Origin of the sequence: Brumimicrobium oceani (assembly GCF_003143775.1) — a bacterium.
Classification (GTDB): Bacteria; Bacteroidota; Bacteroidia; order Flavobacteriales_D; family Crocinitomicaceae; genus Brumimicrobium; species Brumimicrobium oceani.
This window is the reverse complement of the sequence record NZ_QFRJ01000002.1, coordinates 105,134-118,627: the sequence shown is the minus strand read 5'-3', so window position 1 is coordinate 118,627 and position 13,494 is coordinate 105,134. Positions and strand designations below refer to the sequence as shown.

General features: G+C 33.5%; 9 protein-coding genes. 7 read left to right on the top strand and 2 right to left on the bottom strand.

Annotation, left to right across the window (positions count from 1 at the left end; genetic code table 11):
- The first annotated feature begins 1 nt into the window (after position 1).
- The 7 genes from DIT68_RS03400 (at position 2) to DIT68_RS03370 (ending at position 11,908) form a co-directional block, all read left to right on the top strand.
- A complete protein-coding gene (locus DIT68_RS03400) occupies positions 2 to 685 on the top strand; it encodes an RluA family pseudouridine synthase (protein ID WP_109358408.1) in 684 nt (227 codons plus the stop codon).
- Positions 686 to 1,028: 343 nt separating this feature from the next.
- Positions 1,029 to 2,399, top strand: coding sequence for a tRNA uridine-5-carboxymethylaminomethyl(34) synthesis GTPase MnmE (gene mnmE, locus DIT68_RS03395; protein ID WP_109358407.1), 1,371 nt, complete (start codon positions 1,029 to 1,031; stop codon positions 2,397 to 2,399).
- 576 nt (positions 2,400 to 2,975) lie between these two features.
- Complete coding sequence (gene hsdR, locus DIT68_RS03390; protein ID WP_109358406.1) at positions 2,976 to 5,345, top strand: EcoAI/FtnUII family type I restriction enzme subunit R; 2,370 nt, start codon at positions 2,976 to 2,978, stop codon at positions 5,343 to 5,345.
- On the top strand, positions 5,346 to 6,860 hold the full coding sequence (locus DIT68_RS03385) for an RNA-binding domain-containing protein (RefSeq protein ID WP_109358405.1): 1,515 nt from the start codon (positions 5,346 to 5,348) through the stop codon (positions 6,858 to 6,860). It abuts the gene before it with no gap.
- Entirely contained in the window at positions 6,857 to 8,287 is a 1,431-nt protein-coding gene (locus DIT68_RS03380) for a class I SAM-dependent DNA methyltransferase (protein ID WP_109358404.1), read from the top strand. The genes DIT68_RS03385 and DIT68_RS03380 overlap by 4 nt, the downstream gene beginning before the upstream one ends.
- Positions 8,288 to 8,366: 79 nt before the next feature.
- A complete protein-coding gene (locus DIT68_RS03375; RefSeq protein WP_158276101.1) occupies positions 8,367 to 9,929 on the top strand; it encodes a restriction endonuclease subunit S in 1,563 nt (520 codons plus the stop codon).
- A gap of 431 nt (positions 9,930 to 10,360) precedes the next feature.
- Entirely contained in the window at positions 10,361 to 11,908 is a 1,548-nt protein-coding gene (locus tag DIT68_RS03370) for a reverse transcriptase domain-containing protein (RefSeq protein WP_109358402.1), read from the top strand.
- Positions 11,909 to 12,227: 319 nt separating this feature from the next.
- Here the strand turns inward: DIT68_RS03370 and DIT68_RS03360 are convergent, their stop codons facing one another.
- Entirely contained in the window at positions 12,228 to 12,779 is a 552-nt protein-coding gene (locus DIT68_RS03360; protein ID WP_109358401.1) for a hypothetical protein, read from the bottom strand.
- Between the two features lie 6 nt (positions 12,780 to 12,785).
- A complete protein-coding gene (locus DIT68_RS03355) occupies positions 12,786 to 13,487 on the bottom strand; it encodes a hypothetical protein (protein ID WP_109358400.1) in 702 nt (233 codons plus the stop codon).
- Between the last annotated feature and the right edge of the window lie 7 nt (positions 13,488 to 13,494).

Here is a 13,494-nt window from a genome sequence, read left to right as displayed (position 1 = left end):
AATGGCTGTAGATGTTATTTATGAAGACAACCATCTGATTGCTGTCAATAAAGCTTCGGGTGACATTACCCAAGGCGATAAGACAGGCGATTTGCCGTTGCCCGATAAAATTAAACTCTGGTTAGCCGAAAAATATAAGAAGGAGGGCAATGTCTTTTGTGGTGTGATCCATCGCTTAGACCGCCCTACTTCTGGGTTAGTGGTTTTCTCCAAAACGAGTAAGGCACTTTCCAGAATGAATCTTTTATTCAAAACTCGAGAAGTTGAAAAAGTATATTGGGCCATTGTGGAAACAAAACCCAAGGAAGATACCGGAAGCTTAATCGATTATTTGAAGAAGAACAAGGATCAAAATAAAAGTTACTCCGTCAAAAAAGGAACTCCAGAAGCAAAAGAAGCTGTTCTTGACTATAAATTAATTGCTCAAAGTGACCGCTATTTTTTGTTGGAAGTTTACCCACAAACAGGAAGACATCATCAAATTAGAACGCAACTGGCAAATATTGGTAGCATCATTAAAGGTGATGTGAAATACGGAGCCAAACGATCCAATAAAGACGGCAGTATTTCCTTACATGCCCGAAAAGTTAAATTCATTCATCCCGTGAAAAAGGAACCGATAGAAATTACTGCAAAAGTTCCGAATGAGCCGCTGTGGAAGTGGTTTGAGAAGGAAGTGGGGTAGAGTTATTATGCCATCGAAATACCAATACTGTTGCCTTCGACATGCTCAGTCAACGGGATAATGCTTCGTTGACTGAGTTTGTTGAAGGCTACGACTTCATCCTTGTCGAATATCTAATCTTCAAGTCCAACTACCTTTTTTAGGAATAAAAAAATCTGCGATTATCTGCGTTGCTTGCAGCTCTGCTGAGCTTGCCGAAGTATTTGCGTCATCCGCGTTCCATTACAGCGCAACTTGACGCCTCGCTCGTCATTCGAATAATCATCAACTTTCACCTTTTTTCGAACGTTATCTCCCTTTCGATTCCTTATCTTTGCAGCTTTAATTAAATAGAACATTTACCATGGCTTTATTAATCGAGAAAGATACAATTTGTGCATTATCTACTGCGAATGGAGTAGGTGCGATTGCGGTGATCCGTGTTTCAGGGGACGGTGCATTGACTTTGACTTCTAAAATCTTCTCAAAAGATTTAACGAAAGTTGATACTCACTCAGTACATTTTGGTACAATTCGAGATGATGAAAATAAAGTCATTGATGAAGTTTTGGTTACTGTTCTAAAAGAAGGAAAAAGTTTCACTGGAGAAAATACCACAGAAATTGCTTGTCACGGTTCCACTTTTATTCAGCAGCAAATTCTCAACTTACTGTTCAAAGCGGGATGTAGAATGGCAAAGCCAGGAGAATTCACCATGCGCGCTTATTTTAACGGCAGAATGGATCTTTCTCAAGCAGAAGCCATCGCAGATTTAATTGCATCTGATTCAAAAAAAGGGCATGAAATCGCCATGAATCAAATGCGAGGTGGATATTCAGATAAAATTGCGCACTTGCGTCAACGTTTGATGGATTTCGCTTCTTTAATCGAACTAGAGCTTGACTTTTCAGAAGAAGACGTGGAATTCGCCAGTCGAACGGAGTTAAATGAATTGGTTATCGAACTAAAAGAGAAACTGACTTTACTGACAGAATCTTTCGCTTATGGAAATGCAATTAAACGCGGAGTTTCAACAGTAATCGCAGGAAGACCCAACGCAGGGAAATCGACTTTGCTTAACGCTTTGTTGAACGAAGAACGCGCCATTGTTTCTTCCATCGCAGGAACAACAAGAGATACCATCGAAGAACGTTTAACGATAGATGGAATTTTATACAATTTCATTGACACGGCAGGAATTCGTGAAGCCACAGATGAAATTGAGAAAATAGGAGTGGAGCGCGCCATTTCCGAAGTCAGTAAATCAAATATCTTGCTCTACGTTTTTGATGCCAATGAACTCTCAAAAGAAGAGGTTCAAAACGATTTAAAACGTTTAGAGCGCGAAGGTTTATCCATCGTTCTCCTCGCCAACAAGACCGAAGAAATGGATGCTTCCAAATTCGCCAATTACAGCGAAAAACACCCAGTAATTGCCATTTCAGCCAAAAAACACGAAGGTTTAGATGCCCTCAAATCAGAATTAGCAAAATCTGTAGAAGAGTTAGCCACCGAAAGTGATACGATTGTCATCAACGCAAGACACTACGAAGCTTTTTCGAATGCTTTGGCGGATATGAATCAGGTGGAGCAGGCTTTAGAAATGCAAATTTCAGGGGATTTGCTGGCCATGGATATTCGCAGTGCGATTCGTCATTTGTCGAGTATTACTGGAGAGATCAGTACGGATGATTTGTTGGGGAATATCTTTGCTAATTTCTGTATCGGGAAGTAAAAACTGATGAATCAGTTTTTATAGGGAGAGTGGCGCTGAAGCGGAGGGAGAGGTTGCTGATCAATCAGGAGGGAGAGGGTTGAGTGGAGATAGAGATTGCTAAAATTCTTTCAGAACAGTTTCAATGGTAATTACCTTATTGTCCCTTTATCTATTTTGAAAAGTTTTTCGATTACTCCTTCTAAAAAAATGGCCAGCTTGATTCTTTTATTTTACTGTCGAAGTGCATTATAATGCTCTTTTAGAAGTCAATAAGGACATGATTTTTGATTTATGCGATAAATAGTGTGTTTTAATGCACTTTTGTCTGTGAAATTGTTTGTTGTTGAAATGATAAAGATTACTTTAATCTGATGCTTTTTTCGATACTTGTCTAATTGATTTTTGGTTTATAATTTAATTTCTCTTGAATATTACGTGTCACTGGAAAGTAGAGTGGAAGTTTAGGGGGGGAGGTGCGTGAATATTAATTTTGTCATTTAAAGACTTGTTTTCAATAGATAGAACCTAACTTTAAAAGACGGATTCGAGTTTAATAACTTGTAATTCTTATATTAGCGTACTATTCTTACAAATATGAATAAAAAAGACTTAACCGAAAGAGACATTTGTACTAAATTCATCAATCCAGCCATAGAAAAAGCAGGATGGAATATGAGAACCCAAGTAAGGGAGGAAGTTTCCTTTACGGATGGTAGAATTATTGTTCAAGGTAATCTTTACACTAGAGCTAAAAACAAACGTGCCGATTACATTCTTTACTATAAAGCCAATATTCCAATAGCTATTATTGAAGCCAAGGATAATAAGAAGCCTGTTGGTCACGGTATGCAGCAAGCATTAGAATATGCAGAGATATTGCAAATCCCTTTCGTATTTACTTCTAATGGAGATTCTTTTGTATTTCATGATAAAACAAATACAACAGGGGAATTAGAAAAGGAATTGGCTTTGGATAGTTTTCCTTCGCCTGAAACACTTTGGAAAAAGTATTTAAAGCATACTAATATTGAAACGCCAGAAGCACAAGAAATTGTAGAAAAAGACTACTACGCTGATGATAGCGGAATGACGCCTAGATACTACCAACAAAATGCAGTGAATAGAACCGTAGAAGCGGTAGCTAAAGGACAAGACAAAATTATCTTGGTCATGGCTACAGGTACAGGGAAAACATACACTGCTTTTAATATTATTTGGCGTTTATGGAAAACGGGTGTAAAAAAACGCATCTTGTTTCTAGCCGATAGAAATGCATTACTAACACAAACTAAAAATGGTGATTTCTCTCCTTTTGGTAATGATGTAATGCACATTATTAAAAACCGAAAGATTGATAAATCCTACCAAATATATTTTGCTTTATACCAAGGTTTAACAAGTACAGATGAAGAAAAGAACGCTTACAAAGAATTTAGTAAAGACTTCTTCGATTTAATTGTAATTGATGAGTGCCACAGAGGTTCAGCATCCGAAGCTTCGGCTTGGAGAGAGGTATTGACTTATTTTGATTCCGCAACGCAAATCGGATTAACAGCTACACCCAAAGAAACTAAAGATGTTTCTAACATGGAATATTTTGGAGAACCTGTGTACACCTATTCTTTAAAACAAGGGATTGACGATGGTTTTTTAGCACCTTACAAAGTGGTAAGAATCACAACAAACGTAGACGAAGGTTGGCGACCAACGGCAGGATTAGTTGATAAGTATGGGAATGAAGTTGAAGACCGTATTTATAACCTTAAAGATTACGACAAAACATTAGCTATTGATGAACGTACCGCAATTGTTGCTAAAAAAATAACCGAATATTTAAAAGCCACAGATCGTTTTGCTAAAACCATCGTCTTTTGTGTGGATATTGACCATGCAAATAGAATGCGACAAGCCTTAATTAATGAAAATGCAGATTTAGTGGCTAAACACTGGAACTATTGCGTTAAAATTACGGGTGATGATGAAGTAGGTAAACAAGAACTTGATAATTTTACAGATGTTGAAGAACGTTTTCCGGTAATTGCAACTACTTCTAAAATGCTAACCACAGGTATTGATACCAAGATGGTGAAGCTTATTGTTTTAGAATCTAATATTCAATCGGTAACCGAGTTTAAACAAATTATTGGTCGTGGAACCCGAATCAGAGAAGCAGAAGGTAAGGTCTTTTTTACCATTATGGATTTTAGAAAAGCTACCAATATTTTTGCAAGACCAGATTTTGATGGTGACCCTGAGCAGATATACGAACCAATGCCAGATGAGCCTGTTGTACCACCAGAGGAAGAAGATAATACTTCGCAATATGGGGATGAGGAAGAACCTTTAAATCCTGATGATTTCAAACCAACTAATGTTAATATTGATGAGGAAGAGGAAGTAACTCGTAAATATTATGTGAATCAGATACCTGTTTCGGTGATTAACGAACGTGTGCAGTATTATGGAAAAGAAGGGAAGTTAATAACAGAATCTCTTAAAGATTACACAAAAAAGAACATAGAACAAGAGTTTTCGTCTTTAGATGCATTTATTCAAAGGTGGAATAATGCCGAAAAGAAAGAAGAAATTATTAAAGAACTCGCAGAGCAAGGTGTGTTGCTAGAGGTGTTGCGTGAAGATGTTGGTTTAGATTTAGATGATTTTGATTTAATATGTCACGTTGCATTCGATCAACCAGCATTAACAAGACAAGAACGCGCCAACAACGTACGTAAGCGTAACTACTTTTCCAAGTATAGCGAAACTGCGCAAAAAGTTCTAAACAGCTTGTTGGATAAATACGAGCAAGAAGGCATTGTTTCTATTGAGCAAGGTTCTGTATTAAAAGTACAACCTTTAAGTGAAATGGGTTCAGCAGTAGAATTGGTGAGAGCATTTGGCAAGAAAAAAGATTTTGACCAAGCAGTTAAAGAATTAGAAAACGAAATTTATAATATAGCTTAATTGAATTTGCTAAGAAAAATAAAACTACCTGAAGGTAGGCGACTTGAATTTAAACAAGTGTTGCCTACTAAATCCGAGTTAGCAAAGACCATTGTTTCTTTTGCTAATGACGCGGGTGGTGAATTATTTATTGGTGTAAAAGATAATCCTAGAGAGATAACAGGTTTAACCGTTGACCAATTAGACAGTATTGAAAACCAAATTAGTAATATTGTTAATGACCAATGCTCACCAACCATTTTGCCAGAAATTACTTTTGTTGAAGAAAACAACAAAAAAATCATAAGAGTTTATATTCATAAAGGCAGTAAACCTCCTTATTTTATTTCCTCAAAAGGAATAGATAAAGGAACATTTATTAGAGTTGGTTCATCTAACAGATTGGCTACAAATGAAATTATCCGAGAATTAGAAAGACAAGGTCAAAATATTTCTTTTGACTCTGAACTGGTTTTTAATAAAAAGTATAAAGACTTAATTATAGATGATTTTAGTGACTTTTTTAAAGAAAAAACGGGTGAGAAATTAACTGTTGAGATTCTAAAAAAGTTAGAACTAATAAAACAAGAACAAGGTCAGTTTTTACCTACCAATGCACTGGTTTTATTATCTGATGATAAAATTCGAAATCAAATTTTCCCAAACGCTAAAATTGAATGCGCACGGTTTAAAGGGATTGTTCCTGGCAATTTTATTGATCAAAAAACCATTGATGATAGTATTGCTGTACAAGCAGAACAAGCCTATCAATTTGTAATGCGTCATGTTTCTGAAGGTACAGAGGATTATAAAGGTGTTTATAGAAATGACCGATGGGAATATCCTATGATTGCGATTCGAGAAGTGATAAGAAATGCCATAATTCATAGAGATTATTCTCTTACAGGAAAAGATATTAAAATTGCCATTTTTGATGATAAAGTGGAAATTACAAGCCCAGGAAAATTATTACCTACGGTAGATTTTAACGAGATGGATGCAGGGCAATCTGATGTGAGAAATAAAGTGCTTGCACCCGTTTTTAAACGTTTAGGTATTATTGAGCAATGGGGGAACGGATTGCAATTAATTTCAGATGATTTAAATGAATATCCAGAAATTAAATTAGCATGGAAAGAACCAGGTGTTGCTTTTAGAGTTTCGTTTGTAAAGACAAACTACAATCAACAGCTAGAGTCACAGCTAGAGTCACAGCTAGAGTTACAGCTAGAGTTACAGCTAGAGTTACAGCTAGAGTTAAGGCACGAGTTAGAGTACGAGATGAAGCACGAGTCTATGTATACTCATATACTGTTAATAGTGAAAGAAAAAGCTTCTTCCAAAAAAGAAATTTCAAGAGAATTAGGGCAGAAATCTATATCAAGTCAATTAAATATTGTTTCAAACAAATTACTAAAAGATAATCTAATTGAAAGAACAATACCAGATAAGCCAAAAAGTTCTAAACAACAATATAAAATAACAGAACGAGGAATTGTATTTCTTCAATTATTAAAGGATAAAAAAGCAGAATGAGTAATATAACAACAAACATAAAGGGCATACGCGATATTATGCGTAAAGACACAGGAGTAGATGGAGATGCACAACGTATCTCTCAAATGGTCTGGATGCTGTTTATGAAAATATTTGCCGACAAAGAAGAGGAATGGGAAATTACGATAGACAATTACGTAAGCCCAATTCCTGAACACTTAAAATGGCAAAACTGGGCAGCTGATGATGAAGGCTTAACAGGTGATGCTTTAATGGAATTTATTGAAAACGAGTTATTTCCTGCTTTAAAAGACTTGGATATTACCATAAGTCCGCAAGCTAAAATTATTCGTTCTGTATTTGATGATACCTATAACTTTATGAAAAACGGAACACTCTTCCGTCAAGTAATTAATGTTATTAATGAAATAGATTTTAACAGTACGAGCGAACGCCATGTGTTTAATGATATTTACGAAACCATTTTAAAAGACTTACAGTCTGCAGGTTCTTCAGGTGAATATTACACACCAAGAGCCGTAACGCAGTTTATGGTAGATATGATTAATCCGCAATTAGGGGAAAGCGTACTAGATCCTGCTTGTGGAACTGGTGGATTTTTAACGTGTACGATTGACGCAGTTCGCAATCAAGTAAACAACTCAAAAGATAGAGATGTATTGCAAAACTCCATTCGTGGGGTAGAGAAAAAACCATTGCCACATTTATTATGTACCACAAATTTAATGCTAAATGGCTTTGATTTGCCTGTAGTGCGTAGAGATAATCTACTCAGTAAACCTTATGCAGATTGGGGAGCAAAAGACAAACTAGACATCATACTTTCTAATCCACCTTTTGGAGGTGTAGAAGAAGATGGTACCGAAACCAATTTCCCTAAAAAGTTTAGAACTAAAGAAACTGCCGATTTATTCCTTGCCTTAATTATTAAGTTATTAAAAGACAAAGGTCGCTGTGCTATTGTTTTACCAGATGGTACTTTGTTTGGAGAAGGAATGAAAACACGTCTAAAAGAAGAATTACTGGAAAAATGCAACCTGCATACCATTGTGCGTTTGCCAAATGGGGTTTTTAACCCATACACAGGTATTAAAACCAATCTCTTGTTTTTTGAAAAAGGAACGCCTACTAAAGAGATTTGGTATTACGAGCATCCATATCCCGAAGGCGTAAAAAGTTACAACAAAGGAAAACCGATTCATATTAAAGAGTTTGATACAGAAAAAGCATGGTGGGACAACAGAGAAGAAAACACACAAGCTTGGAAAGTTTCTATTGAGGAGATTAAAAAAAGAGGATATAACTTAGATATTAAAAACCCACATCAAGAGATTGATACCTTGGCAAGTCCAGAAGTGTTGTTAGAAAAATTTAGAACTACCGAACAAAATATTTCTACCATACAAGACGAAATTATTAAGGTATTAACAGAAGCTTTAAAATAATATGGAGTTACTACATCATTTTAAAGAATTAACCATTCGACCGAAAAATGCCAAAGAATTAAAAGGCTTGATTTTACAATTGGCAATTCAAGGAAAACTGACCGGGCATTGGAGAAAAGAAAACCCAGGTATTGAATCTGCTTCGGAATTATTAAAGGACATAATTAAAAACAAAGAGGTTTTAATTAAATCAAAAATTGCTAGAAAGGAAAATGCAAAAAAAGAATTTCTAAAAGATAAAGTTAGTTTTTTGATTCCAGAAACGTGGATTTCAAAAAATATAACAGAGTTTTATTATACGATAGGTGGTAAATCAAATCAAATTCAATCCAAAAACTACAGTGAAACTGGTAAGTATCCGATTGTTTCGCAAGGTAAAAATAGAATTGATGGTTATAGTGATGATGAGAGTAAATTATTAAAAATAACTAAACCTATAATTGTATTTGGAGATCATACTAGACTAGTAAAATTCATTGATTTTGATTTTATAATAGGAGCAGATGGTACAAAAATACTTAGCCCATTTGATGGAGTAGATTCAGAATATTTTTATTTACATACGTCCAGTTATGATTTATCTAGCAAAGGTTATGCACGCCATTATAGTTTGTTGAAATTAGAAGCTTTTGCTCTTCCACCTTTAGAAGAACAAAAAGAAATCGTAAAAATAGTAGAAACACTTTTTAAGGAAGTAGAGCAATTAGAACAATTAACGGTTGAGCGCATTGCTTTAAAAGAAGACTTTGTAACGTCTGCTTTAAACCAACTCACTTCAAATAATGCCAACCAAGAATGGTCTTTTTTACAAGAGCATTTTAAACCTTTCTTTAATGAAACCACGAACATTAAAAAGTTAAGAGAAACCGTTTTACAATTAGCAGTACAAGGAAAATTAACCGCAGATTGGCGCGCAAATAATCCAAATACAGAAGATGCTTCTGTTTTACTAAAACGTATTCAAGAAGAGAAAGCACAACTCATCAAAGACAAAAAAATAAAAAAGGAAAAAGCTTTACCTGAAATTACGGAAGAGGACATTCCTTATGAATTGCCTGAAGGTTGGGTTTGGTGTAGGTTGAATGAGATTCTTCATAGTAGTTTTTACGGACCTCGTTTTGGTAAAGAAGAATACGTTGATAATGGAGTTCCTACCATTAGAACTACAGATATGAATTCCAAAGGGTTTATCAAATTGAAGAATCCGCCAACAATAAAGTTAACAGAAGAGAAGTTAAAATTATACAAAGTAGAAAAAGGAGATTTATTAGTCACTAGAACTGGAAGTATAGGTACTATGGCTATATTTAATGAAGAATATGATGCAATACCAAGCGCCTATTTAATTAGGTTTAGGTTTCTAATTGTGAATATTGAATATGTCTTTAATTTAATGCATTCCCCTTATGGGCAAAAATCACTAGGGTTGCTAACAAATACAGTTGCACAACCAAATATTAATGCAACTTCAATTAAAGATATTCCATTTCCACTTCCACCACTAGAAGAACAAAAAGCCATTGTAGAAAAAGTAAATGCTATAATGGGTTTATGTGATGCTTTAGAGCAAGAAGTACAACAAAGTCAAGCACATAGTGAGATGTTGATGCAGAGTGTTTTGCGGGAGGTTTTTGAGGGTTAAAATTTAATAACAAAAAATTGTTATATTGTTAAAAATAAAAAATTAGTGAGTTAGAGAAGTGCTGAAGAATGCGTTTCAAGGTGTAATTTGTTATGTGAATAACATATTATAAGCTTAACATTAAAAGCTGTTAAGAAGAAGGTATTTTACAAATGCAAGAGATTGTTGGATTAATTTCTAATAAGTCTTGTGTTAACTCTAGAATCATCTTATAGATGTCTGGAGATACCCTAATAGTTCTGTTTAAGTTATTTAATATCATAGGCAACTTTGTTATTATATGCAAATATACAGTAATTATTTATCGCCCAACTTGAATTGGGGCGGTTGTAGACTTAGGTTTACAATCGAAAGAGCATGCATTTTTCAGGAGTTTTATAAACTCTAAAAGCAATGCTTCGTAGTTGGCTTCTCTGCTCACTTCTTATAAAATGGAAAAGAAAAAGAAAGATTGGTTTAAGTTAAAACGGTATCCACATATTGGTTTTCCGTTAAAATCTAAAGATAGATATCTTTGGATAGAGAAATATGTAACTAATCCGGATGAAATACAAAAACATGCTTTCTTACCCTTTATTCATAAAACTTCTAAAAAAAGAAAATTTAGAAAACAATACTCTGAAGAAACAGGAAAAGTAATAATAGATTCTAAAGAAAAAAAAGCGCTAAGAAAATCATCAGTAAAAGATAGAGAACTGTATTATGCGTCTCACCTAGATTCTTTAATTTATGGTTATTATGCTGAAACGTTGTCTAATAGTTATGAGGATAAGATTAAAGAATATGGTTTAGATGATGTAGTTTTAGCCTATCGTTCTATTCCAATAAAACCAGAAATTCCAGAAGGTCCAAACAAGTGTAATATTGACTTTGCTAATGATACGTTTAATTATATAAGGAGTTATCCGGATAAAAAATTTGTTGCAATAGCTTTAGATATTAAAGGTTTTTTTGATGAGTTAGACCATAAAATTCTACGAGATGTTTGGTTACAATTATTGGAAGCAGAAGAGAATAAACTACAGAAATTACCACCAGATCATTTTAATGTATTTAAAAACATTACAAGGTTTGCTTATGTAGACATTGTTGATTTATTTAAAGAATTTCAGAACAAAATTTTTATTCAAAAAAGAGATTCTAACGGTAAGTTATTACCCAAAAAGAGAGGTAAAGTTTCTAAAATTAAATTTCTGAAAAATCAAGATGCTGTTGCATTTTGTACAAAAAAAGAGTTTTATAAAAAGAAGCATAAATTAGTTAGAAACACCAAGGTTATACAGAAAGGTGATAATAAAGGTTTACCTAAAAAATTTGGTATTCCTCAAGGTTCTCCAATTAGCTCTGTGTTAGCAAATGCTTACCTTTTAAATTTTGATAGAACAATTAATAATTTTATTAAAGAAACAGGAACTTATAGGAGATATTCAGATGATATGGTTGTTGTTTGTCCTTTGGACAAAAAGGATGCAATTATAAAGCTAGTAATTTCTGAAATAAAAAAAGTAAAATTAGAAATTCAGGAGGCTAAAACTCAAATATTTCATTTTAGAAGAAAAAATGGAATACTTAACTGTGGGCAAGAATTTAAGAATGGAATAAATGAGAGTAAAAATCTTATTTATTTAGGTTTTGAGTTTGATGGTGAAACGACTCTTGTTCGTTCAGCTAGCATATCAGCTTTCTATAGAAAAATGAAAAAAACTGTAAAACGTTCTAAGCATTATGCGAAAAAAGGTAAAAATAAAGGACAGATTTTTAAAGGTAGAATATTAAAAAAGTTCTCATACAAAGGTGCTGATAGAAAAAGAAAATGGATATGGAATGAATCAGTTAAAGGCTTTGAAAAATCAGATAGTTATGATTGGGGAAATTTTTTGTCTTATTCTAATAAAGCGGCTAAAACTATGACCAAAAATAAAATAAAGAAGCAGACTAAAAAATCTTGGAATAAATTGGTAAAAGAAATAAAAAAGTAACTTAATAAAAGTTGAATAAAAAAGAAAAAACAATACATGCTAAAATTAAAAAAGTAAATGCTGTATTAAATCAAGATTTGCAAATTCCATTATACCGACGTCCGTAACGTTGGCAACCTAAAAATGTAGCACAATTATTAGAAGATATTTATGGTAGTTGGAAACAAGTAAAAAGTGCGTATAGAATTGGTAGTGTTATATTAAATGAGAATTTAGAGAAAAAAGAAGAAGGATTTAAAATTATAGATGGGCAACTATAGACTAGAAAAAATATTGGGATTTTTCAGCTCAAACACAAAATTTTGGAAAGTCTCCTGTATTATTTATTTATAACTTTTTCTCTCATTCCCTCTTTCTGCAACTTTCTTGTTTTCTTTAATTTCTCAAAGAAAAGCTCACCAATACAATAGTAATACAATTCGATTCCAAAAGATTCCAGTGTAAGATTTAACCAAGTATTTTTTCCAATTAAAGACTTCTCTCGGGTATGTTTATAAAAACTGCCATCGCTAACATCTCCGTGAAGCGTCTTGAGTTTTTCTTCATCTGCTGTGAGAAAGTAAAACTTTTTATAATGTTCCTTATTTATCTTTTCAAATGTGATCATTTTGAGAATATCACTCTGGAACTTTCGCTTTCGTCCTGAATTAAAAGGCAATTCTGTTACGTAAATCTCACCTATAACTTTAGCATCTTTTAAATACAAATCAAGTTGCATCTTAATGTTTGAAGCGTTTTCTAAAGTGAAGGTCTCTTTTAGGTTGTCTTCCTTTTGTAAAGGATAAAACTGTTTTAGGAAGGAAGTAATAATAAAGAGTTCCCCTTCAGATTGAAATTGGGATGATGATTTTGGTAGGTTAATATTTTTCATGTTAATTTACATTGAGAAATGGTTTCTAATTTTTCTTTCGAATTGTTGTTTTCCAGTCTCCTTTCGTTGACCATGTTTTCTATTCCACCATGAGCAATTGGGATGAACTGCAACTTGAATTGGAACTTGATGATTTTTGAATTTATGTCCTTTCAAAATTTCGCACCACTTCCTATCTTTATAATCACCTTTTCCGTTTTGTAAACTACCAAAAGCATTTTTAGACACAAAGAAAATAAGTTTAGGATCCAATATTTTTATGTTTTCTTCAAAAACTTCAATAGCTATTTTCTTATCTAATGAATTGTCTTTTTTAAACTCTTTTTTATGCTTTGCAGGTTTTTGATAAAAGTTATACCAAGCCACACTTTTCAGGTCTATATTTTTGTTACCATTTTTGAGCGCTGAATTGATATTGTGAAAAAGGCGATGTCCTTTTCTATTCTTATCAAAGAAATTATTAATTACTCCTCTTGTATTGGTATTTCCTTTCATTGAATTTACTAATTCTAAAGTTGGGTTATCATACCAGTTTGAAATATCTCCCTTAAAATTATCAGGTACATAATGACTTTCTGAAATAATTAAGATTTTGTAAGTGTCATAATCTTCACCAACGTATGGCATCATTTGTGGATGCTTTTTATAATGATTAATCTCCATCAATTTATCATCATATGCTAAATTGAACATTTCTATTCTTTTCATAATTCTA

Excerpts from the sequence above, each read along its gene's own strand:
- DIT68_RS03370 (WP_109358402.1), top strand. The coding sequence starts at position 10,361 with ATGGAAAAGAAAAAGAAAGATTGGTTTAAGTTAAAACGGTATCCACAT.
- DIT68_RS03380 (WP_109358404.1), top strand. The coding sequence starts at position 6,857 with ATGAGTAATATAACAACAAACATAAAGGGCATACGCGATATTATGCGT.
- DIT68_RS03360 (WP_109358401.1), bottom strand. The coding sequence starts at position 12,779 with ATGAAAAATATTAACCTACCAAAATCATCATCCCAATTTCAATCTGAA.
- DIT68_RS03400 (WP_109358408.1), top strand. The coding sequence starts at position 2 with ATGGCTGTAGATGTTATTTATGAAGACAACCATCTGATTGCTGTCAAT.
- mnmE (WP_109358407.1), top strand. The coding sequence starts at position 1,029 with ATGGCTTTATTAATCGAGAAAGATACAATTTGTGCATTATCTACTGCG.
- hsdR (WP_109358406.1), top strand. The coding sequence starts at position 2,976 with ATGAATAAAAAAGACTTAACCGAAAGAGACATTTGTACTAAATTCATC.
- DIT68_RS03355 (WP_109358400.1), bottom strand. The coding sequence starts at position 13,487 with ATGAAAAGAATAGAAATGTTCAATTTAGCATATGATGATAAATTGATG.